At 42.1% G+C, this 22,465-nt stretch carries 18 protein-coding genes and 1 pseudogene; 13 read left to right on the top strand and 6 right to left on the bottom strand.

The genetic code is table 11. From position 1 onward, the window contains the following. Positions 1 to 301 precede the first annotated feature (301 nt). The 8 genes from ACFX4I_RS13590 to ACFX4I_RS13555 all read left to right on the top strand — a co-directional run bounded on the left by ACFX4I_RS13590 (position 302) and on the right by ACFX4I_RS13555 (position 11,076). A complete protein-coding gene (locus tag ACFX4I_RS13590) occupies positions 302 to 1,597 on the top strand; it encodes a uracil/xanthine transporter (RefSeq protein ID WP_377421226.1) in 1,296 nt (431 codons plus the stop codon). Between the two features lie 319 nt (positions 1,598 to 1,916). Beyond that, positions 1,917 to 2,174, top strand: coding sequence for a heterocycloanthracin/sonorensin family bacteriocin (locus ACFX4I_RS13585; RefSeq protein WP_377421224.1), 258 nt, complete (start codon positions 1,917 to 1,919; stop codon positions 2,172 to 2,174). Between the two features lie 149 nt (positions 2,175 to 2,323). Beyond that, a complete protein-coding gene (locus ACFX4I_RS13580; protein WP_377421222.1) occupies positions 2,324 to 4,273 on the top strand; it encodes a putative thiazole-containing bacteriocin maturation protein in 1,950 nt (649 codons plus the stop codon). Further along, a complete protein-coding gene (locus ACFX4I_RS13575; RefSeq protein WP_377421220.1) occupies positions 4,270 to 6,213 on the top strand; it encodes a TOMM precursor leader peptide-binding protein in 1,944 nt (647 codons plus the stop codon). Before ACFX4I_RS13580 ends, ACFX4I_RS13575 begins: the two co-directional genes overlap by 4 nt. A gap of 23 nt (positions 6,214 to 6,236) precedes the next feature. Beyond that, positions 6,237 to 7,805: a SagB family peptide dehydrogenase gene (locus tag ACFX4I_RS13570; RefSeq protein ID WP_377421218.1), complete on the top strand. Its 1,569-nt coding sequence runs from the start codon at positions 6,237 to 6,239 to the stop codon at positions 7,803 to 7,805. 203 nt (positions 7,806 to 8,008) lie between these two features. Then, complete coding sequence (pdxR, locus tag ACFX4I_RS13565) at positions 8,009 to 9,439, top strand: MocR-like pyridoxine biosynthesis transcription factor PdxR (protein ID WP_377421216.1); 1,431 nt, start codon at positions 8,009 to 8,011, stop codon at positions 9,437 to 9,439. Positions 9,440 to 10,127: 688 nt separating this feature from the next. Further along, positions 10,128 to 10,322: a M48 family metalloprotease gene (locus tag ACFX4I_RS13560; protein WP_098373426.1), complete on the top strand. Its 195-nt coding sequence runs from the start codon at positions 10,128 to 10,130 to the stop codon at positions 10,320 to 10,322. Between the two features lie 298 nt (positions 10,323 to 10,620). Next, on the top strand, positions 10,621 to 11,076 hold the full coding sequence (locus tag ACFX4I_RS13555) for a YfmQ family protein (RefSeq protein WP_377421214.1): 456 nt from the start codon (positions 10,621 to 10,623) through the stop codon (positions 11,074 to 11,076). Between the two features lie 136 nt (positions 11,077 to 11,212). Here the strand turns inward: ACFX4I_RS13555 and ACFX4I_RS13550 are convergent, their stop codons facing one another. From ACFX4I_RS13550 to ACFX4I_RS13540, 3 genes are all read right to left on the bottom strand, one after another. Next, positions 11,213 to 12,091, bottom strand: coding sequence for a MurR/RpiR family transcriptional regulator (locus ACFX4I_RS13550; protein WP_230301036.1), 879 nt, complete (start codon positions 12,089 to 12,091; stop codon positions 11,213 to 11,215). Between the two features lie 106 nt (positions 12,092 to 12,197). Next, complete coding sequence (locus ACFX4I_RS13545) at positions 12,198 to 12,890, bottom strand: N-acetylmannosamine-6-phosphate 2-epimerase (protein WP_230301075.1); 693 nt, start codon at positions 12,888 to 12,890, stop codon at positions 12,198 to 12,200. A 31-nt stretch (positions 12,891 to 12,921) separates the two neighbouring features. Next, positions 12,922 to 14,457, bottom strand: coding sequence for a maltose/glucose-specific PTS transporter subunit IIC (locus tag ACFX4I_RS13540; protein WP_230301035.1), 1,536 nt, complete (start codon positions 14,455 to 14,457; stop codon positions 12,922 to 12,924). A 191-nt stretch (positions 14,458 to 14,648) separates the two neighbouring features. Between ACFX4I_RS13540 and ACFX4I_RS13535 the strand changes: the two are divergent. The 4 genes and pseudogenes from ACFX4I_RS13535 to ACFX4I_RS13520 form a co-directional block, all read left to right on the top strand. Then, a pseudogene (locus ACFX4I_RS13535) lies at positions 14,649 to 15,107 on the top strand (ABC transporter permease); the annotation flags it as partial. Between the two features lie 15 nt (positions 15,108 to 15,122). Next, positions 15,123 to 16,187, top strand: coding sequence for an ABC transporter ATP-binding protein (locus tag ACFX4I_RS13530; RefSeq protein ID WP_377421211.1), 1,065 nt, complete (start codon positions 15,123 to 15,125; stop codon positions 16,185 to 16,187). 334 nt (positions 16,188 to 16,521) lie between these two features. Continuing rightward, complete coding sequence (locus ACFX4I_RS13525) at positions 16,522 to 16,716, top strand: hypothetical protein (RefSeq protein WP_377421209.1); 195 nt, start codon at positions 16,522 to 16,524, stop codon at positions 16,714 to 16,716. 738 nt (positions 16,717 to 17,454) lie between these two features. Then, on the top strand, positions 17,455 to 19,359 hold the full coding sequence (locus ACFX4I_RS13520) for an endonuclease MutS2 (RefSeq protein ID WP_377421207.1): 1,905 nt from the start codon (positions 17,455 to 17,457) through the stop codon (positions 19,357 to 19,359). 704 nt (positions 19,360 to 20,063) lie between these two features. Here ACFX4I_RS13520 and ACFX4I_RS13515 read toward each other — a convergent pair. After that, on the bottom strand, positions 20,064 to 20,723 hold the full coding sequence (locus ACFX4I_RS13515; protein WP_377421205.1) for a hypothetical protein: 660 nt from the start codon (positions 20,721 to 20,723) through the stop codon (positions 20,064 to 20,066). Positions 20,724 to 20,888: 165 nt separating this feature from the next. On the opposite strand from ACFX4I_RS13515, the gene ACFX4I_RS13510 reads away from it, so the two are divergent. Further along, the gene (locus ACFX4I_RS13510; protein ID WP_377421203.1) at positions 20,889 to 21,155 is read left to right on the top strand and encodes a hypothetical protein; all 267 of its coding nucleotides are present in this window, start codon (positions 20,889 to 20,891) and stop codon (positions 21,153 to 21,155) included. Between the two features lie 116 nt (positions 21,156 to 21,271). Here the strand turns inward: ACFX4I_RS13510 and ACFX4I_RS13505 are convergent, their stop codons facing one another. Both ACFX4I_RS13505 and ACFX4I_RS13500 read right to left on the bottom strand, forming a co-directional pair. After that, a complete protein-coding gene (locus ACFX4I_RS13505) occupies positions 21,272 to 21,415 on the bottom strand; it encodes a YrzO family protein (protein ID WP_230301029.1) in 144 nt (47 codons plus the stop codon). Between the two features lie 35 nt (positions 21,416 to 21,450). Beyond that, a complete protein-coding gene (locus ACFX4I_RS13500; protein WP_377421201.1) occupies positions 21,451 to 22,416 on the bottom strand; it encodes a DMT family transporter in 966 nt (321 codons plus the stop codon). Positions 22,417 to 22,465 lie beyond the last annotated feature (49 nt).

Here is a 22,465-nt window from a genome sequence, read left to right as displayed (position 1 = left end):
TATCGTTATTCCACCGATATATTTTAAACGGACTGGCTTCTGCTTGTCCATTTGCCTTGCAGCCTTAGTCAAGCCAACAAATTAGCAGGGAGCCGCAGTCTTTGTTACTATTAATGGTAACGTTATCATTTCGCATGCGTCTGCAAAGGTCATATGACATATCATGTGTCAAGCAATGGCAGCAGACCATCCGGGGACCGCGTTTATTAGCATGGTGCTGTCTTATCGCCTTTTTCAAGCGAAGGGCAATTGAAATTCACCATGAGCTGCAAAAGAATCATGTTCAAAGGAGATGGAATCTATGAAAAGTTGGAGATCTTCTGTGACTCTATTTTCTTCTTTTCAATGGTTGTTTTTTATTTTTGCAAATACGGTAGTAGTGCCCATATCGATTGGCGCAGCTTTTGATCTTCCTCCCAATGTTACGGAAATGACCATGAGAAGCTCGCTCATTTTCACCGGGATCGCTTGCGTGTTTCAGGGGTGGAAGGGTCATAAGTATCCACTTATGGAAGGTCACTCCGGTCTATTGTGGGGAGTGATGTTGAATTTAGGGTTATCAGCACCATCCATAGGGCTCGGTTATGCAGAGATAGGAGGGGGAATTGCTACTGGCCTCATTGCAGCTGGTGTCGTGACCCTCATTATTTCTGCCTTCAACCTGATCTCTTATGTCCAGAAGATTTTCACTCCCATGGTCATGACGGTTTATTTATTCCTTCTGACGTTCCAGCTCATCTTTGTGTTTTTTAAGGGGATGCTCGGGATTACGGAGAATGGGGAAATTAACATCCCGGTCAGTTTCCTATCAGTGGGGATTGTACTTTTAGTAAGTATATTAAAGATAAAAGGACCAAGGACCATAAGCAATTTCTCCATATTGATCGGGATTATTGTGGGATGGATTTTTTACGGGCTGCTATTTCCGGACACCGGGGGAGAAATGGGATCGACGGATGCGGCTTTTTCATTTTTTCCATTAGGTGCACCAAACCTGGAATTCGGGATAATAGCGATTTCCTTTTTTGCAGGATTACTGAATTTGTGCAACACGTTCGCTTCCATTCAAGCCGCATCGGAATTAATCGGTGATGAAGCTGAACACAAGCAGTATCGAAATTCTTTATTCATGACTGGCGGTTTTACCATTTTCGCCCCGTTGCTTGGCCTTGTTCCGTATACACCTTTTACTTCATCCATCGGATTTTTGCAGAGCACTCAAATCTATGAGCGGAGGCCCTTCTTACTTGGAGGCATGTTATTGACCATAATTGGGCTCATTCCTCCTTTCATCTCTTTCCTGGCCACCATGCCGATAACAGTCGGGAATGCAGTATTGTTCGTTGCTTACCTTCAGCTGTTCGGTACGGCTTTCAACAGCGTCAAGGGTCAGCATTTCACTTCAGACACGATATTCAGGCTTGCCGTACCAGTATTGATTGGAGTGAGCTTGATGAACATCCTGCCTAGTGCATTTTCGAACGTTCCCACGCTTTTACTGCCATTTTTGACGAATGGGCTCATAATGGGCGTATTGATATCAATCGTACTGGAAAAATCGGTGAACTGGAATCGTTATGAACAATTGCAGAACTAATGCGACTTCGAAAGTAATGGCTATACATAAAGGATCCTTCCATTGAAATAGGGAAAATGAAAATGCCAAGTGCTTGTAAGAAATTAATTTAAGAGGCGATCAAGAAAACCGGAAGGGTGTTAACCTTCTGGTTTTCTTTTTTTCATTGATCATTCAGGCGTTCATCGTAAACGGTTATTGCTGAAATTAGGCGCTTTAATCAGTGGCAATACCCATTCCCCTGACATATTTTGTTGGAGGGTGTTAATTCCCTGACCATTTCGTTCCGATTTCCTGTTCTAAGCACTACCTTATAAATAATAAACGGAGGTTATATAAAATGTATGAATTTCAAAATCAATTGCAAAACCTGAATGTCGATGATTTCCAGGTAACTCAGCCAGTTCCTTGGGAACAAAACCAGTACAATCTGGATGATTCGTCCCGGCAATTCATTGGTGTGGGTGGTTGCGTTGGTTGTTTTGGCTGTTTCTTGTGCTTCGGTTGCTTTGGTTGCGGCGGTCGCTGCGGCGGTCGCTGTGGCGGATGCGGACGCTGCGGAGGGTGCGGCGGACGTTGCGGACGTTGCGGCCATTAAGGTTTCAGGTCTTCTAAAGAAAAGTCCCTGCATGTGCAGGGACTTTTCTTATAGCATTAGACATAAGGGACAAATTGTCGTACATAGGATTAAAGTGAAGTGCTGTGCTAAAAGCAGTACTTAGAATGCATCGGGTTAGGAGGAGCGGAATGGTGAAATTGACCCCTTCCATGCGTTTGAAAGTGAAAAGGGATACGTTTTTTCTCCCTGAACCAAACATAGGTGTGTATTTCAGGAATAACATAAGTTCGTTCCGTATGGAGGGCAGCTCGATCGTCCAGTGGATTGAAAAGTTATTACCGATGTTCAACGGGAACCATACATTAAGCGAGTTGACGGATGGATTGCCTGGCCCATACCGGAACAGGGTGATGGAAATTGCCGAAGTTTTGTACGGTAATGGGTTTGTACGGGATGTAAGTCAGGACAGTCCCCATCAATTAAGGAAGCAAGAACTTGAAAGGTATGCTTCACAAATCGAGTTCCTGGAAAGCTGTGGCGATTCCGGGGCTTACCGTTTTGAAACTTATCGAAAGAAAAAGGCATTGGCTATAGGCTCTGGCCCATTGTTCCTTTCATTGGTGTCCTCGCTGATTGAATCCGGATTGCCCGCATTCCATATCTTCATTACGGACACGGTACCGACTAATAGAAAAAGATTGAATGAAATCGTGGCACATGCGCGAAAGACGGACGACGAGGTTGCCATAGGGGAGGTCGTGCTTGAAAAGGGAGAAGAGATTGAATGGCAAGAGATCGTGAGGCCTTTTGACTCAATATTATATGTGTCACAAGAGGGTGATATAGAGGAGTTAAGGGAACTTCATTCGGTTTGCAGGCAAGGGAAAAAGATCCTGTTTCCTGCGTTGATCATCAATCAAGTAGGCATGGCTGGTCCGCTTGTCCATCCGGATTCCAATGGTTGTTGGGAGTCGGCTTGGCATCGTTTACATCAAGCTGAGCTGGAAAAGAATCAGGCACCATCTTCCTTTTCCGCCACAGCCGGGGCGATGTTAGCCAATATAATGGTATTCGAATGGTTTAAAGACGCTACAGGCGTTACGACTGCAGAACAAGCCAGTCAATTTTATCTGTTGGATATGGATACAATGGAGGGAAAATGGCATCCGTTCATTCCCCACCCGGGAGTGACGGGAAAAGGGACTGCTGCATGGATTGAAGATTTTGATCAGCGGCTCGAACAGAAATCGGACCCGAGTGACCCGGGGAAGATGTTTATGTATTTCAGCCGGTTGACATCCTCGGAATCCGGGATCTTTCATCGTTGGGATGAGGGAGATTTAAAACAGCTGCCGTTGGCCCAATGCCGAGTTCAGGTTGTTGATCCGCTGTCGTCCGGTCCGGCCGAACTGCTGCTCGAAATTATCCGTGCAGATCTGACGCATGAGGAAGCGAGGAGGGAATCCGGTCTTGCAGGAGTTGAAGCATATGTATCCCGAACACTCAGCCAGCTCGCTCCGACTCTTCCGCCGCTTCAGGGGGCAGTCGATATAAAGGAATCGGTTTGTGTCGGAGCAGGGGAAACATTTGCTGAATGTGTTTGCCGTGGACTGCAAAGCTGTTTGGATAAAGAGTTTGACAATAAGCGGTTCAACCAGGAGAAACTCGTGCCGGTGCAGTTGGCTCAAGTGGAAGATGAGCGCTGCACGTATTATCTACAAGCGCTGACCCGGCTGCAAGGAGAACCGATCATCGCGTTGGGTGAGGAAGTATCCGGTTTCCCGGTAGTTTGGGCAGGAACGAGCGACGGCTGGTCCGGAGCTGTCGGTTTGAATGTAACGATCGCATTACGGAATGCCTTGCAAAAGGCCGTCATGAAAGTCCAAAACCAGACGGTTTGCTTAACAGCTCCAGGTATAGTGGCATCGCCTGTTCTTGAGGAAGAAAGGATGCCCCTGAATCTTGTGATTCCTTCATGCGCGGTGAAAGGGAATCCCGAACGAGTACAGTCGGCCATTCAAGTTTTGAAGAAGAACAGAAAGCGAATCTGTGTTTTCGAATTAAATCTGGAACCTTTCTTGAAGGAAGAAATGGCAGGAGTGTTTGGGGTGTTTTTGCGAGAGGAGGAATCAGGGTGAAAACTGACGTATTGGTTGTCGGGGAAGGAGTGTTGGCCGACCATGTTCATGGGGACCTGTCCGGCCAATATCAGGTGAATCGCCAAACCGATTTCGAGGCAGGAATACCGCAAACGACGGCTATGGTCCTTCTGCTGCAAGATGCCTGGAATCCAGCTATCCATTTAAAGGCGGAAGAGGTGATAAGGCAAGCGGGCATTCCATGGCTGCGGGGGTTCGTATCATTTGGAGAGGGAGTGATAGGTCCGTTGGTGCGCCCGGATGTTCCTGGCTGCTCACAGTGTGCGGACCAAAGGTATCTCATGGCCGGGCGTGATCGAAAAGAAATGTGGGGAATCCGCAAACAGCTGGAGGAAAATGGGGGGATAGATCGTGATGCGGCTGCATCACGCACAGGTCTTTTACAGATGGCCCACTTGATTTGTGCGGAGGTAAGGAAGGCGATGAAAGGAGAACGCGCCCGTTCGGAAGGGCGTGTCTCAATCATCAGCTTGAAAACGCTGAATGGTTCGTGGCACTCTTTTTTACCAGATCCATTGTGTCCGGTTTGCTCAACATTACCTGATGACTCCAAGGAGCGTGCTAGGATTTCGTTGCAGCCAAGTCCAAAAATCAGTCCCGACAGTTACCGTACCCGTTCAATGGAGGAGCTGAATGAAGTTCTGGCCAAGGATTACTTGGACCATCGCACAGGTTTCTTGAATAATAAAATGATAGACCTTGTGCCGCCATTTGCCGATGTAAGTGTTAATTTGCCTTTATTCATAGGAGATGAGGGGGCGGCAGGCCGTACTCTCTCATATGCAATCAGTGAGATGACTGCCATATTGGAGGGATTGGAAAGGTATTGCGGAATGGAGCCCCGCGGTAAACAGACAGTCATACATGACAGCTACAACAACCTTAAAGATTTTGCGCTCGATCCGATCAGGATAGGGGTACACTCGAAGGAAAATTATGCACAGCGGGATTTCCCGTTTCAACCGTTTAATCCTGACCGCTCGATAGATTGGGTGTGGGGCCACTCATTTTTGCAAGAGCGGCCGATCTTGGTCCCGGAATTGCTTTCCTATTACAGCTTGGGCTGCGGTCATGGGTTTGTCTATGAAACTTCCAATGGCTGTGCTTTAGGGGGAAGTTTGGAGGAGGCCATTTTCTACGGCATCATGGAAGTGGTCGAACGTGATTCGTTTCTTCTGACCTGGTATGCGCAGCTGCCCCTCACACGCCTTGACCCTTATTCTGCAAATGACAAAGAACTTGAGCTGATGATTGACAGGGCGAGGGCGGCAGCGGGATATGATATCCATTTGTTTAATTCGACCATGGAACATGGTATCCCGAGCGTATGGGCGTTGGCGAAAAACAGGAAACAAAAAGGATTGAATATCATATGTGCGGCAGGGGCCCATCTGGACCCGGTCCGGGCCGTGAAAAGCGCGGTCTTCGAGTTGGCTGGCATGATGCTGACACTTGACGATAAATTGGAAGAGAATCAGGATGAGGTTGAGAAAATGCTGCATGATTCCTCACTGGTACGGAAAATGGATGATCATGGCATGCTGTACGGTTTACCGCAAGCCGAAGAGCGACTGCAGTTTCTGCTGGATGATGACCGCCCGATGCGAACATTAGCTGAAGAATTCGGGGAAAAGGTGAACCATCCGGACTTGACGGAAGATTTACAGGAAATCCTTCAGGAGTTTCGCCGATTGCAACTCGAGGTGATTGTGGTGGATCAGACGACACCGGAAATTGCACGGAATGGATTACATTGCGTGAAAGTGCTGATACCGGGGATGCTGCCGATGACATTCGGCCATCATCTTACCCGCATAACGGGGCTTGAGAGAATACTGAGGGTTCCGATGGAACTTGGATATGCTGAACGGCCGCTTGAATTCGAACAGCTCAATCCGCATCCGCATCCTTTTCCATAAGCGGTGATTTAGGAGGTTGGAGGATGAGTCTAGAGGCATTTTTGCACAATTTGCATTTTGATATCGAAAAGGCAAGTCCGCCGGATTGGGAAGTGGATTGGGATGATGCACCGCTGACGTATAAGCTTTACCGTGACTTGCCTGTTTTTCCGCTATCACTGGAGGTGCCGCTGACGCTCGAGGGGTGCGACGGGCCTTCAAAACAGGACCTCAAAGGAATTGGTCATTTCCTCTGGTATGCATATGGCCTGACCCAAGTCAGTCAGGTACCGAGTTCCTCGGAATCTGAGGAACTCATGCAGTCATTCCGGCGTTTTCCGCCATCAGGAGGAGCTTTGTATCCAAGCGAATTGTACGTGTACTTGAAGATGGAAGGATTACCTGCTGGTGTATACCATTATGATGCGGCACACCACCGGCTGGTTTTGCTGCGGGAAGGGAATTTTGATTCATATATAACAAAAGCTCTTGGTGAAACCTTTGATATGTCCGCATGCTTTGGCACAGTTTTTGTATCGACGATGTTTTGGAAAAACTTCTACAAATATAATAACTTTTCATACCGTCTGCAAGGTCTGGATGCAGGCGTGCTTCTTGGACAGTTGCTCGAAGTGGCGAAACGGTTTGGAATCGCCGCTGGGGTGTGCTTTCAATTCCTTGATCGGGCCATCAATCATCTGCTCGGGCTTTCGGAAGAGGAAGAGAGCACGTATGCGGTGATCCCCTTATCGGCAGAACCTTCTTTTAGCTTTAGAGAAGAAAGGAGTATGGACCGGCCTGTCACTTCAACGGAATTATTGCTGGAATTGACGGATATACAGCCTGAACACTATATGCGGTCGCAAAGAATCAGGGAATTTCCGATGCTAACTAAAATGAATGAAGCATCCATGATCGAATCCACCCAATCATTCAGACGGATCAATCCAAAGAATGGGGCGAAATCCGAAGGACATATTGTAGCCCTTCCTATCGTGAAGCGGCTGTCCTATGACTTGGCATCAGTTTGCCGGAAGCGATTTTCACCTGAAATGGACTTCGTACTCGGTAAAGTCAGTCAATCGCAGCTGGCTGCTCTCCTGCAGGAGGCAGCCGCTTCGTTCTCCTATCGAAATGACTTGGATGGAAAAAACGAGAACCACGAAAATCGCGTTTCAATATATGCTTGTTTGTATAATGTGGAAGACATTCAAGATGGTGCATACCATTACGACAGCACGACACATTCATTACAACAGATACAATCAGGAGATCAGCGGCTCCGATTGCAATACGGAATGTCCCTCGATATCATGAATTTTCAGCAAGTGCCGATCTGCATACATGTAGTTGGTGAGCGGGACTATTCCAAAACGCAACTTGGATATAGAGGATACCGCATCCAGCAGATGGAGGCGGGGATGCTCGTTCAGAAATTACTGCTGGCTTCGTCAGCCCTTGGAATGAACGGGCACCCGCTGCTCGGCTTTGATGTGAATATGTGTGATGAACTTTACAGGATAGGCAGTCCGCAAAGGAAAACGTGCCTGATCCAAATCCCGATCGGAAACTATCGGGATCGCCCTTGGCTGAAGGGGGGTCTGCATGGTTGAAAAAGATGAAACGAAAGCCTCCATTTCATTTGGAATGGGGGCTTTCGTTTTTATTTTGTAGTACAGCTTCTATCCTAAAAGTGCAATAATCTCGGCTGAAGATTATACTAAAATAAAAGGTTTTACTGCTTTAGGGAATGAATAAGTATATAAAGTTAATAATTTAGTATGCTTTTAACTAAACATTTTAAAGGATGTAGCTTATGGAATGGAAAACTGACAGAAAATCCAAGAAGCCTTTATATAAACAAATAGCTGCTTACATCGAGAGTGGCATTGCTGATGGAACATTTTTATTGGATAAGCCGCTACCGTCTGAACGCTTCTTGGCAAGTGAACTGGGAGTTAACAGAAGCACCGTTGTAGCGGCTTATGATGAATTGGAAGCAAATGGACTGGTTGAACGAATAAAAGGAAGCGGAACGATGATCAGCAAGGATATCTGGGGAATTACACGAAAACGTATACCTAGTTGGAATAGATATATCGAAGCGGGTTCTTTTTTGCCCAATATGCCAGTAACCCAAAGAATACGTAAAGAGACGGAAGCGCATAACCTTATTAACTTAGCTAGCGGGGAGCTTTCAGAAGACTTATTTCCAGTCCAATCCTTACGTGAAATCATTTCTAATAGGTCCTTCATTGGTAGTTTGGGTTATGATCACCCCCAGGGCAATGCGGTTTTGAGGGAAACGATAACCAATCATGTTAAACAGTATAGGAGAATTGACACGCATCCATCTTCCATACTCATTACTTCTGGTGCACAGCAAGCCCTACATCTGGTGGTCCAATGCTTGTTAAAGCCAGGAGATGCCGTTGTATTGGAAAATCCATCATATAGTTACAACCTTCCCATCTTTCAATCCGCGGGGCTAAGGATTTTTCCTTTACCAGTTGATAAAGATGGCATCAACCCGGAGGATTTACTGGAACTCCATAAAAAACATCGGATCAGGATGATTTTTTTGAACCCTGTATTTCAAAATCCTACAGGAACTGTCCTTCATATCAACCGTCGTAAAAGGATTCTTGAACTTTCATCCGAATATGGAATACCGGTCATAGAAGACGATCCTTATAGTTTAACTTCCTTTGCCGGTGAAGAAATTTCCACTCTTAAATCGATGGACAACAACGGAAATGTTTTATATATAAGCTCTTTGTCAAAAATTGTTGCTTCCGGTTTAAGAATTGGGTGGATTATCGGACCGAAATCCGTTATAGAGAGACTATCTGATGCTAAGCAGCAGGTTGACTTCGGCCATGGCTCATTCACTCAATGGATAGCAAATGATTTTTTGGATTCAGAGTATTTCCCTGCCCATATTGCTTACTTAAGGAGGCAACTGGAAAAAAGAAGGGATGCAATAGTTTCGAGTCTTCAAGAATTCCTGCATAAAGAAGTTGATTATTATTCGCCAAATGGTGGAATTCATTTGTGGTGTAAGCTGAAAGTGCCTTTGAACGAAATAAAGTTACTGGAGGAATCCATCAAAAGGGGAGTCATATTCGTTCCCGGTTCAACATTAGGCACAAATAAGGAATATGTACGCTTTACTTTTGCAAGGGAAAATGAGGATTCCATTCACGAAGGCATCAAAAGGTTTGCAGAGGCTGTAAAAAGTTTATAATGATATTCTCAGACTGTAGACAAACTTGATGAAAATCGAGTTTGTCTACAGTTTTTGTATAATCTAGATGTTGGTTTCCACTCCAGGCACTCGCTTTCCGCGGGCCTCCTCGGCTTACGCCTGCGGGGTCTCCCGTAGACGCGCTTTTCTAAGCAGGAGTCTCGCACCTTCCGCTCCAATCAACTTTTCTTTAAAATCTCTTTCCGCCGACTGTCTGCCAAGCCGCATCAAAGCAATCGCCTGTGGGGTCTCCCGTAGACGCGCTTTTCTAAGCAGGAGTCTCGTACCTTCCGCTCCAATTAACTATTTAAAATTATAATAGTGACAAAGTCATGATTCTTTTTTTGTCTTTTTCGAGGAAGCAAGTTAGATCAGGAGTTGCCACAAGACGTGGTATCTTAGCCATTCCTTCAGAGAAGCTTTGCACTTTTCTATGTATATTAACGGAAGAATTCAGCAAGTGGATGGTGGAATTTTCACTTGATTGGATGGTCCTAAAATTGGTTGTTCTTTTATTATAGAGAAGTAGGGTTTTCTAATATATTTACGAAGAGCGATCTACCTGGACAATTTAATTTTGACATGCCAATTAGGAACGATCTTTTATGTATTTACACTACGATATACGATGAGAATCGGAAAAATTTGAAATGGTTTAAGGAAATAGATAATGGGGAGGCGTTGAATCATGACGATAAGCGTAATATTAGTAGTAGCCATTAGTTTAGTTGCCCTGGTTGGCACCCTTTCGTTAGCGGGGAAGAGTGATAGTGATTATTCGGCAGCAACGAGAGGGAATTTGTTGAACCTTAGTTATATTTATATTGGTCTTGCCCTAATATTAACTGTGGGCATCATCTACTTCGTAATAAAATTAGCCTAAGATATCACGTAAATGATTATTATAATAGCATATCAAATTGCATAGAAATATAGGCTTAATTGTATAAAGCTCATGTTTTGTACGAGTGATTTACAAGACATACTCTATTTGTGGGGAATTGTGAATTTTTTCACATATGTGGCGAAAATGTGAACGAAAATAATCCGATTGATACGTGAAAAAACCACCATTGCAAGCTGAGTGAACAAGAAACACGGTAATAGAACGGACTTCAAAGAAAAACTGACCGCCTCTTTCCATTAAACATTAAATTATAACGTAGCGGAGATGATGAAATATGACAGTGCCTGTATTGATTTTGACAATTATCTTAAGTTTGCTTAAATTATTAGTTACCTGCCTTCCAACCGATGCAGTGAATTGGATTCTGAGTAAATTCAAAATACATTCAGAAATTAGTGGCGCGGATGCAATCGTAACCTTTGATGGAAAACGTTTGGAAGGTGAAGACAAAATTCAAGTAATTAATTATTTTAACGAAGCTAAGTTCTTGAAAAAAAATCATATATTCCCAGGGAACGAGAAATTGTTTTTATATCCAGAGAACAGTGGGATTCCAATAATGATTGATACTAAAAGAGGAAAAAATGATGTTAGATTATTTGTGTACATTTACAATGACCACGTGGATGTAGTCAAACAGTACAAGAATAAAGTAGTTGCGTATAGTCTTCTTTCCGAGAGCCTCCAAGAACGTTCCATGCCAATGCCAGTAATAAAGAATTTAGTTTAAAAGGAACATAAGAAAAGACGTCTTTTAAAGTGGACTGCACCCCAATTGTTAGTAACATCCAAGCAATTGGAGATGCAGTTTTTTTATGTTTCGTGTATTGGTAAGTCATGTACTTTTTTAACGGATCGTCCGAAAGTCAGTCGTTCTCGGTCAATACCTTTAAAGTCTTTTCCCTGATGCTTATCCTGTTTTTATAATCTTTAGCAACCAACTCTGTATATATTAAATCAAAAAGTAATAGCAGCGGAAGCAATGGAGAGATGTTTTGCCCCATATGCATGCTGTTCTTGCTCGTGACCAATAGCGAGATATCGCCAAGCTGTGAGAGCTCGGAATTCTTATCTCCAGTAAAAATCAGGATGCGTGAGCCTTGCTTCTTTGCGATTTTAACTGCAGAAATCACTTCTTTCGTTGTTCCGGAAATGGAAATGCCGATGACAACACTATTCTCGTTACTTAAAGCTGCATCCATCATGGACTGATGGGGATCTGTAATAGCTTCAACAGTTAAGCCGATACGGAAAAACTTTGACTTGAACTCCTGGGCCGCTATACCTGAACTCCCTATTCCATAAACATGAATCTTATTTGCCTGTGTAAGGTAAGATACAGCTTTTTGGATATCGTCATATGTGGTTATATGAAAGGTATTATCAATGATACCTAAGTGATCTTGATACAGTTTAGCGAAATAATCCACCTGCTTGATGTTCTTCAAATTTTTCGGTGTATTTCGGAGATCCACGAACCTTTTTAACTCATGCCTGAACTCATTGAACCCGGAAAAGGCTAATTTCTGGCAAAAACGCGTAATGGTTGCAGGTGAAATATGAAGCTTTTTAGCGATTTGACTAATGGTTAACTGACTTACTTCTTCAGGGCGCTGCAGAATGTAATGGGCCAATTCTTCTTCTGTTTTGGTGAATTTGTCCATGCTGCACTCAATGCCATATATGAGGTTTTCTGCGAGATATTCCATTTGATCACCCATTTCAAATTTCTTATATGTATTCATAGTTTAATGTATCCATAAGGGACGTCAATAACCTGAGGAACCATGAATCGTAAAAAAGACCCAAACTGTTGCCAGTCTGGGTCTTTTCATTACTATGTGCAATGTTCTATTCTTGGATAGCGTCCACGAATCTTTTAGTGATTTGCTGCGGTCTGGTAATGGCACCGCCCACTACTACTGCATGGATATTCATATCCAATACAGAGCGGGCGATTTCTGGTGTTATGACATTTCCTTCCGCGATCACTTTCGCTTTTTTCACTGCTTTTACTATCTCTTTGAGCACAGCATAGTCATCCTGATATATTTTCTGGCCGAACGTTTCGTTTGTATAGCCGTATAAAGTGGGCGCTACAATATCGAATCCTAAATCGTCAGCGAATATGGCTTCCTCTATGGTGGATACATCGGCCATTAGTAAAACATCGGGATATTTTGCTCTTATTTCATCATAAAACTGCTTTAATGTTTTACCGTCCGGTCTTACCCGGGATGTAGCATCCGTCGCAATGATTTCCGCTTTAGTTTCCATCAATGCATCAATTTCGGCCATGGTGGGAGTGATATAGACATCGTTTTGTCCATAGACCTGTTTAATGATCCCTATGACTGGAAGGTCCACATTTTTCTTGATTTCCATTATGTCAGCTACAGAGTTTGCGCGAATGCACTTCGCACCGCCTTCTTTGGCAGCAATGGCCATGCGTCCCATAATAAATGAGCTGTGCAGCGGCTCATTCTCCAATGCTTGACATGATACAATTAAGCCTTTGTGAATTTTATCCAGCACCTGTTGCATGTTTAACACGTCCTTATCGTTATCTATGTTCTCAATGACCCAAGTATTCTTCCACTTCATTTTTGATGATCGTCACTTGGGGACCGTAAACTATTTGAATGCCATTTCCTTTTTTTACGACGCCTTTTGAACCGGTTTGTTTAATGACGTCTTCTTTCACCAATGATTCATCCTTTACCGTGACACGCAGACGAGTTGCACAGCAATCGACAATATCGATATTATCCTGTCCGCCTAAACCATTGACGATGGTCTGGGTTCTCTCTGATGCGGTTACTTGTGTAACGGCGGCCTGATCATCATCTTCACGGCCGACCACTTTCAAATTCTTTTTCCTGATCAAGAATTTAAAAGTGAAGTAGTATAGGAAAAACCATGGAATGCCGACGAGCAGTACATAAATCCAGTTTGTTTTACTGATACCCTGGAGTATCCCGAATAAAGTAAAATCAATGAATCCTCCAGAAAAGGTTTGACCGATCGTTATATTGAATATATCTGCCATCATGAAGGCAAGTCCGTCAAACAAGGCATGAAAAACATAAAGGATCGGGGCGACAAATAAGAAACTGAATTCAAGCGGTTCGGTGATGCCTGTTAAGAAAGATGTCAAGGCAGCTGAAAGAAGCAAGCCGGCCACGACTTTCTTATTTTTAGGTTTAGCGCAGTGATAAATGGCCAGTGCCGCGCCGGGTAAACCAAACATCATCGTGATGAACCGTCCGGACATAAACCGGGAAACACCCTCATAGTACTTGACGGTAGTCGGGTCGGCCAATTGCGCAAAGAAGATATTCTGGGTCCCGCTGACAATCTGCCCCTTTATCTCCATCGTTCCGCCTAAAGCTGTTTGCCAGAAGGGAAGGTAGAAAATATGGTGCAACCCCAACGGCCCGAGCATCCGTAATATGAATCCGTAAAAGAAAGTCCCGATCGTACCTGTGCTCGTTACCAGCGCACCTAATTGGTTTATGAAAAGTTGGAAATAAGGCCATACGATAAAAAGCACGGCTCCAACCAAGATGGACGCGAAGGAAACGATGATCGGAATGAAACGGGAGCCACCGAAAAACCCTAAAACTTGCGGAAGCTGAATTTTATTATATTTATTGTGCAAAAGTGCGGCAACGATACCTACTACGATACCGCCAAACACACCTGTCTCCAGTGTTTGGATCCCGACCGCCATTCCCTGTCCGGCACCTGCCAAATTCTCTTTGGCAAGTTCCCCGTTTATTTGAAGCAGTGCATTTATTGAACTGTTCATGACGAAGTAGCCGATCATGGCTGCCAGTGCAGCGGTCCCTTTATCCGAACGTGCCAATCCTACTGCAACACCTACAGCAAAAATGACCGGCAAGTTGCCGAATACGATACTTCCTGCAGAACTCATGATCGTGAAAATGGCCTGCAGCCAAGCAAAGTCTAAAAAAGGATAGGCCTCAACTGTATTTGGATTAGAAAGAGCACCGCCAATTCCCAGCAATAAACCGGCCGCTGGCAAAACGGCAATCGGGAGCATAAAAGATTTACCGAACTGTTGCGCTTTCTCAAAAGCTTTCTTCATAATAATTCCTCCCTCATTTAACGAGCCTTTGATACTCTCTATTTTTGATCGCTCTCTACTAACAATATTAAATCCCTTTGAGAGCGTTTTCAATGCGATGCAAGGTTATATCAATTGTTTTCAATCCTGCACTTATTTCTCTGAAAAAGTTTTCAAAACAGGAAATCGCTTGGCTATCTGTTCCACTGTAACTGGGAGTGCCGGCTGCCTATGCATTAAGCCGGTTCGATTTCAAAGGAAAAAGCGTGATTCATGCATTTTTCGTTTCTCCCATATTAATACCGGGAATTGTGCTGGGCTTTGCGTTTTTACGTTATATTGTGAGGGTTTATCAGCTTCCGATTTATGGGCTCTGTTTGTAGGACATACTATTATCATGCCGCCGTTCATCATCCGTGTGATTTTTCATTGAAGAAGCAGCTGAGAGCCTTGGAGCGCACTTTCTTTAAAGTCGTCCTACCGAATATAAAATCAGGAATTCTGGGCAGTAATGACCGCCTTCTTAGAATCCTTCAATAATGTAGGCATTTTCGTTTATATGACAGGGGCTGGGGTAAGGACGTTTCTGATTCAGATGCTGATGTATGTAGAAAACTACTTTGATCCTACCAGAACGGCTCATGGGCTTGTCTTATTTCACAAAACGATAAAGGAGGTAATGATGGATGGCTTTGTTCACTTTACAAGATATATCTGTAGCTTATAACAAACAGAATATATTAAAGGATTTCAATCTTGAGATTGAAAAAGGGAAACTTGTATCCCTTCTTGGCCCGAGCGGCTGTGGGAAAACGACGACCCTGCGTTTAATTGCCGGGCTTTTAAAAGCGAACGAAGGGAAGTTTTTATTCAAGGAAAAGGACTATACGAAAGTGCCTGTTAACAAGCGGAATTTTGGCTTTGTGTTCCAAAACTATGCATTATTTCCGCATTTGTCGATATTCGAAAATATTGCATTCGGACTCCGTCTGAGAAAGAATTCCAAAAGTGAAATTGAAAATAAAGTAATGAATGTGCTCGAAATCGTCAATTTAAAAGGATTTGAAAAGAGATATCCCAAAGAGCTTTCAGGAGGGCAAAAGCAGCGGGTTGCGATTGCCAGGGCGCTGGTGATTGAACCGGACATCCTATTATTTGACGAGCCATTGAGTAATCTTGATGCGAACTTAAGGGTGAATATGAGAATCGAGATTCGCCGCATCCAACAAGAGCTGGGGATTACAACGGTATATGTTTCCCATGACCAGGAAGAATGCTTTTCGATATCCGACCAGGTAGCGATCATGAATAAAGGGATCATCGAGCAGCTTAGTGATCCTGCGACCATTTACAAATATCCTGAAACCAAATTTGTAGCAGACTTCATCGGCTTCAAGAACTTCATTGAATTCGATAAGCGTACGGATCATATAGATAAAATTGAACTGAACAAGTCAGGCTACTCATTTGTGCTGCACAAGGATGCACAGATGACCAATTCAACTGGAAAAATAGGTGCTATCAGGCCGGACGATCTGATGATCAGGGAAAAAGATAATGCTGGAGCGGTTCTGGAAAATAGTTTAACTGGCCGAGTCAAGGTGAGTACGTATCTGGGAAAAAGCTATCAATATGTCATTGAAACCGTAATAGGGGATTTCACTGTGAACAAGGAAATGACAGAATCCTACCGGACGGGTCAGGAAATCATCCTAGAAATTCCGAAAAACCAGATGGTGCTTATTGACTAGCTTAGGAGGGTAGGTTATGCGAATGTTCAAGTATTCGATCACTTCTTAAGTCATGGACTGATCAACGTGAATGAAAGGAAAATGGTCCCTCTCATAATGAGTGATGACGCTTAATCCCGTATTCTTACGAATGCTATTCAATAGAAATTTGAGCTAATTAAAATGGTCTATTGCAGGAAGCCTTTTCGTCAAATGTCAGCTGCACTTGTAACTAGGGTAGAAGGGGAGAATACGGCCTTTTTTTTATTAGTGTTTTATTTGAACGTAATTACGATTGTTGGAAACATATGATAGGAAAGAGGGGCAACTGAGGATAGAGTGGTAGGTCACAGTTTTGCTTTTCCATCTAATGATAGATGGGGAAGGACGTGGCCGCATGAATCATTTCTTATTGAACTTAATTACTGATATGGGTAAAGAGATATTTGTTGCTGTAGCAACCAGTCTTATCCTGTCTGTGTTCGCCAAGAAACGGAAAAAGAACCACTCATCCTCCCAAGATGGCAATGGTTCTTCTTCTGACGATTAATTAAGTTAGTTGTCAGCCCCATGTTAGCTTATTGGGCTGTTTTCAGTTTAAGTTAATATAAGGATAACATACGGATTTTAAAGTAAATATTCCGACATTGAAAATGGAGTTACTGAAGTAGCCCTGGAAATGCTTCGTTGCAGAAGTTAAAACTTTGGCATTTAGGAATAGGGGGGCAATCGTCAAATCATGGGCTTGACTGCATTTTTGTTTTCTTGAATAGAATAACCCATTAATTATACAAGATATCCCTTTTTATTTAAAAAGGAAAGAAATGCAAAAAAAGTGAATTGACTTTTTATTACTAATATGGTATGTTAATTCCAATCTAAGAAAAGGTGTGGTGTTTTATGTCGGGAGTAGGTATCAACTAATTTAGTTGAATAAGGTATTTAATCACTGATATGTCAGTGGATTAAGTATGCCTTTTTTCACAGTGCAATTCTGCATTGTGAATACCTACCTTAAGACTGCTTCCTTTTCCATAAATCGTGTAACATGCAGGTGTTACGGCGAAAAGCATGGTGGGATTTGTCCTATCATGCTTTTTTGTGTACGCAGGTCTATTCGAGCTGCCCAATTTGTTATCGATTTTAGGTACTTATCTATAGATAAGGCCGTGCCCGCAGGAGCTTTCTACTCAAATGGCTTGTTCATTTGGAAAGGTAGGGGGACCATTGCGGGCATTTTTTGGATTCGGGAATTTTAATCACTCACTCATTCAAGGAGGATCATTAGATGAATACAATGACTTATGAAAAATTACAATATATCCAACTCAAGGAAATGGTAAAAAACCATTGCGTAAGCGGTTTAGGAAAAGCGTTATTGGATCAGCTTAAGCCGAGCAGTACTTTGAAAGTCGTAAAAAATCGTTTGAACGAGACAACGGAGGCAAGGAACTTACTGAATGCAGAAAGCCATATTCCCTTGAAAGGCATTTCACATATTGGGCTCCATATCGACAAACTGGAAAAAGGAATGATTTTGGAGCCGTCAGAGTTAGTGGCGATAGCAGACTTCTTAAGAGGCTGCAGGAATATCAAGAAATTCATGACCGATAAAGAGTTCTTTGCACCAACACTGCATGCCTATGCCCGCTCCATGACTGAATTCAGGAGCATTGAAGAAGAAATCCAATTCACCATCAAAGGAAATGCTGTTGTTTCCGAAGCAAGCAGGGATCTGAAACGCATCAGGAACCAAATCATCAAGACAGAAAGTAAAATAGAGGAACGGCTGAATAAGTTCTTGAAGAGCGGAGCCAATAAGGAGTTCATTCAGGAATTCTTCATAAGTAAAAAGGATGACCGCTATACCATCCCGATCAAAGCCTCCTATAAAAATCAGGTGGCAGGAACGATCGTGGAAGTATCTGCAAAAGGGGCTACCGTGTTCATTGAACCTGCCTCTGTGACGAAATTGAATGTAGAATTGGCAAGTTTAAAAGCGGAGGAGTCGATGGAAGAGTATCAACTTTTGGCCACATTATCAGGTACGGTTTTCGAACAGCTGAAACCGATCAAGATAAACATCGAGTTAATCAGTCAATATGACATGATCTTCGCAAAAGCCAAGTTCAGTAAAAGCATGGATGCCATCGAACCGAAAATCAATGATCATGGTTATATTAAATTAAAGGGCTGTAAACATCCCCTTTTGCCGCAGGACAGCGTACCTTTGGATTTTGAAATCGGTAAGGACTATCGCAGCTTGATTATTACAGGCCCTAATGCCGGGGGTAAAACAGTCGTCCTGAAAACGATCGGCATCCTTACATTGGCCGTCATGTCAGGGCTGCATGTTGCCGGGAAAGAAGGGACGGAGCTTGCCGTCTTCGATCAGGTATTCGTCGATATCGGTGATAATCAAAGCATAGAAAATGCACTGAGCACGTTTTCATCGCATATGAAAAACATCTCGGAAATCATGGGGGCATTAACCAATAACTCCTTGCTGCTGTTCGATGAAATCGGGAGCGGAACGGAACCGAATGAAGGAGCCGCATTGGCGATTGCCATACTTGAGGAATTTTATCAGAGGGGCTGCATAACCATTGCGACCACCCATTATGGTGAAATCAAGCGCTATTCGGAAATACACAGTGATTTCATGAATGCGGCCATGCAATTCAACAGTGAAACACTTGAGCCAAAATACAAGCTGTTGATCGGTCAATCCGGGGAAAGCAATGCCCTCTGGATAGCCAAAAAAATGAAGGTTCGTGAACAGGTTCTGCAAAAGGCAAAGCTCTATATCGACAATAAAGACTACGACTTGGAGCGTGTCCAGGAAGGTAAAATCAAAAAAGCGAAGCCAACGGCCGTTCCTAAGGAAGCATCTTATGAATATGAAGTCGGTGACAAAGTGAAGGTAAGCGAACTGAATGGATATGCAATCGTTTATAAGAAAAGCGATTCCTACAATAATGTCGTCGTTCTTTTCGAAGATACCTTCAAGGAGGTTCATGCCAATAGGCTCGAGCTTGAAATAAAGGCCGTCGATTTATATCCTGAAGGCTATGATCTCAATACTTTATTTGTCAGCTATAAAGAAAGGAAATTGAACCGCGACCTTGAACGGGGATCAAAGAAAGCGCTAAAGAACGTAGCAGCGGATATCCGGAAGAAGCTTGGTGAATAAAAAGGGGTGGATTTTGAACGGGAAAAACGGATGATTTATGAAATTGTAATAAAGTGGTTGTGATAACCGTGTTCCACAAAAAAAGTTAGACATTGGCAGGGTATGAGTTCTGTATGAACAGGGCTCATACCCTTTAATTTTGCCTTAATTTCTCGTGTGGAGAAAGAGAATTAGGCTATAGACGCAGGTATGAAAGGTATTAAACAATCAAAATTTTAATAGTAATCAGCTTTAATAGCTATTAAATTCAAGAATATTCACAAAACGAAGTAACAACAAAATCAATTAGAGATGAAAGAAAAAGTAAGAAAGGGATACATACAACCTCTGAAAAAGGTTGTATGTATCACCTAGATATTTAGCTTCTTACATCTTTTGAATGATCTAACATCTTTAAAATAAAAATTGAACTTAGAAAAAGTACTGGTATTCCTACAACAAAATAATAAATACCTTTGGGCATATACATATCAAAGAAATATAAAAATAATACTACCCAGAGAAATAGGACAATATATTTTTTTGATTTTTTCATTATTAATCAATCATCCTTTGAATTTAATAAAAATCTATCCAACCATTATTAGGCCTTTTATCTCTTTTATCAAGTTGTTTTGCTATTTGATTGCCAACATCTAAATAATTTAAAGCTATAGTTACACAAGCACCTGTAGCTAAAGCTAATTTTGGAGCTCCCCATGCCTTTAAACGACTAACCACAGTTTTAGTAAATAACTTTTCTGCTTCTTTTTTACCTTTTTAATAATAAATGCTTGAATAGCCCCAACACCGCCGCCTATAGCAAAGCCAATTGCTCCATTAAATACAGCGCCAGCAAACTTTACACCAACTTTTACCTGTACAGCATGTGCCTTTTCAATGGCAAATGTTTTGTCAAAAATCATTTTGGCAGAAGCTTCTATTTCACCATCATTTTCATAAGTTGTTGTGTTAATTTCTTCAACTTGTTCTATTAACTCAGTTTGTGCCAATGAAAGATCATTATATGTTTCTGAATTTTCATCAAAAAAATCAACCATGGCATTAGCAAATAATTTTTCTTCTTCTTCATTTTCTAATCCAGCCAAGGCCACTTGTTCTTCTACAATTGAATCAAATAATTTTTTTTCTTCAGTAGACATTTTATCAATGGATGGCATATTTGCAACTTCATCTTCTAGGTCAAAATCTTTAGATACGACATATTCATCTAAATCAACTTTAGTTGAAAATCCCTCCACTTTTTCTGTAGCTAAAACATTTTCAAGGATTGGTTCTTCGCTTGCAAAACTACTTATAGATGTTAGTGAACTGCACAATAACATTAAAACTGTCAGTATTGATACCTTCTTAAATAACGACATTATACTCCCGCTTTAATAAATTAATTAACTCAAAAAATCTCAGAAATATATTTTTAACGGAGCGTTCAGGGGTAAACTGTTAACATAACTGCCTAGAATAGTAGTCACAGTTTACTAGTCCTTGTTTCCAAAATAAACTATTTTTTTAGTTGCTGGGTTCCAAAAATGACCAGTACAATTTCAAAAATGATACGGCCCTCCTTGTCTAGCGGGATAGATGTCGTCGTTCTTTTCGAAGATACCTTCAAGGAGGTTCATTCCAATAGGCTCGAGCTTGAAATAAAGGCCGTCGATTTATATCCTGAAGGCTATGATCTCAATACTTTATTTGTCAGCTATAAAGAAAGGAAATTGAACCGCGACCTTGAACGGGGATCAAAGAAAGCGCTAAAGAACGTAGCAGCGGATATCCGGAAGAAGCTTGGTGAATAGTACGGTCATGTGGCAGTGAAATATTGAAGCAAAGTGCAAAAAAGGCCTCTAAAAGAGGCTTTTTTGCACATAGTTTTGTTTACATGAACTGTTGTGCCAAAAGTCCATTTTGAGTATTACTGATTTCTTTTACTTCTATCATGATATAGATTAATTAATTCTGCATTTTGCTCATTCATTTTTTTTACATTCTTATTTATCGTGGCCAATTCCCATAGTACAGCCAATCCGAAAATTATTAAAAGTGTTAAGTAATCCATTATTGTCCTCCCATTGATGTTTTGTACCTTATAAATTAACTGATTCTTTTTTCTTTCCTTGGATTCAATTCCTCAACATGGGAAGGCAAGTTTTTTCTTTGATAATAATTGTTTTGAATCAATGCATATATCACTAAAAAAGTTCCCAGTAATTCGAATGATGATAGTGATTTTCCTTGGATAAAAACGATGACCAACGTGGTTAGTGGAACAAAATTGATAAATAGGATCCCATTGATCGGCGTTAATAGTTTAATGCCTAAATTCCAGCTTAAAAGGGCAATGGCACCGGGGAAAATAATCATGAAAATCATTTCGCCATAAATGGATTGCATAACCTCTGCTGTAGGGACAGACAGGCCCATTAAAGTTGCAAGGAATGTTATGATTGCTGATACTGTTGTTCCCAAAATACACGTTAAAGTCGAATAGCGGAGTGTTGACCACCCATTAAATTGGTTGCCGCCCATCGTATATATAACCCATCCTATAACACCAATAAGAATGAAAAGTATAGGAATGATGCTATCTTTCAATAAAAATAGGAATGATAAATTGCCATTGGTAATCACAAGAATGGCCCCTATTAAGGCAAGGAACATACTGGCGATGGTATATTTCATAGGTCTGGCATTTTTGAAAACCCACATGATCATAATTGAAATCATGGGCATTAATGATTCCATGATGGAAGCAACGATTACCCCGTTATGGCCCAGTAAGTCTTGACCTGCGAAAATGAGAAAGTTGTATACAGTGAACGCCATCGTTCCAAAAAACAATAAGTTCTTTCCTTCCCCTTCCAAACGAAAAGACTTCGTTCCCTCTTTAATTAAAAGCAATATCGCTAAAATTACGCTAACAGCTAAATATCGCAGAAAAGAGAAATAAAAAGGATCTATGTACATGAGTGCCCTTTCTGCAACTGGAAACATGGCACCCCAAGAAATGCTGGCTGTCAAACATAAAAGTGCACCGATTAAAACTTGATTTTTTTTCATTTAAAGCTACCCCTCAAAAAAATAATGATTGATTAAATTCCTATACACA

Origin of the sequence: Peribacillus sp. YIM B13472 (genome assembly GCF_042788005.1) — a bacterium.
GTDB lineage: Bacteria > Bacillota > Bacilli > Bacillales > DSM-1321 > Peribacillus > Peribacillus simplex_E.
This window is presented reverse-complemented; position numbering and strand designations above follow the sequence as displayed.

Excerpts from the sequence above, each read along its gene's own strand:
- ACFX4I_RS13590 (WP_377421226.1), top strand. The coding sequence starts at position 302 with ATGAAAAGTTGGAGATCTTCTGTGACTCTATTTTCTTCTTTTCAATGG.
- ACFX4I_RS13585 (WP_377421224.1), top strand. The coding sequence starts at position 1,917 with ATGTATGAATTTCAAAATCAATTGCAAAACCTGAATGTCGATGATTTC.
- ACFX4I_RS13580 (WP_377421222.1), top strand. The coding sequence starts at position 2,324 with ATGGTGAAATTGACCCCTTCCATGCGTTTGAAAGTGAAAAGGGATACG.
- ACFX4I_RS13570 (WP_377421218.1), top strand. The coding sequence starts at position 6,237 with ATGAGTCTAGAGGCATTTTTGCACAATTTGCATTTTGATATCGAAAAG.
- pdxR (WP_377421216.1), top strand. The coding sequence starts at position 8,009 with ATGGAATGGAAAACTGACAGAAAATCCAAGAAGCCTTTATATAAACAA.
- ACFX4I_RS13560 (WP_098373426.1), top strand. The coding sequence starts at position 10,128 with ATGACGATAAGCGTAATATTAGTAGTAGCCATTAGTTTAGTTGCCCTG.
- ACFX4I_RS13555 (WP_377421214.1), top strand. The coding sequence starts at position 10,621 with ATGACAGTGCCTGTATTGATTTTGACAATTATCTTAAGTTTGCTTAAA.
- ACFX4I_RS13550 (WP_230301036.1), bottom strand. The coding sequence starts at position 12,091 with ATGAATACATATAAGAAATTTGAAATGGGTGATCAAATGGAATATCTC.
- ACFX4I_RS13545 (WP_230301075.1), bottom strand. The coding sequence starts at position 12,890 with ATGCAACAGGTGCTGGATAAAATTCACAAAGGCTTAATTGTATCATGT.
- ACFX4I_RS13540 (WP_230301035.1), bottom strand. The coding sequence starts at position 14,457 with ATGAAGAAAGCTTTTGAGAAAGCGCAACAGTTCGGTAAATCTTTTATG.
- ACFX4I_RS13530 (WP_377421211.1), top strand. The coding sequence starts at position 15,123 with ATGGCTTTGTTCACTTTACAAGATATATCTGTAGCTTATAACAAACAG.
- ACFX4I_RS13520 (WP_377421207.1), top strand. The coding sequence starts at position 17,455 with ATGAATACAATGACTTATGAAAAATTACAATATATCCAACTCAAGGAA.
- ACFX4I_RS13515 (WP_377421205.1), bottom strand. The coding sequence starts at position 20,723 with ATGTCGTTATTTAAGAAGGTATCAATACTGACAGTTTTAATGTTATTG.
- ACFX4I_RS13510 (WP_377421203.1), top strand. The coding sequence starts at position 20,889 with ATGACCAGTACAATTTCAAAAATGATACGGCCCTCCTTGTCTAGCGGG.
- ACFX4I_RS13505 (WP_230301029.1), bottom strand. The coding sequence starts at position 21,415 with ATGGATTACTTAACACTTTTAATAATTTTCGGATTGGCTGTACTATGG.
- ACFX4I_RS13500 (WP_377421201.1), bottom strand. The coding sequence starts at position 22,416 with ATGAAAAAAAATCAAGTTTTAATCGGTGCACTTTTATGTTTGACAGCC.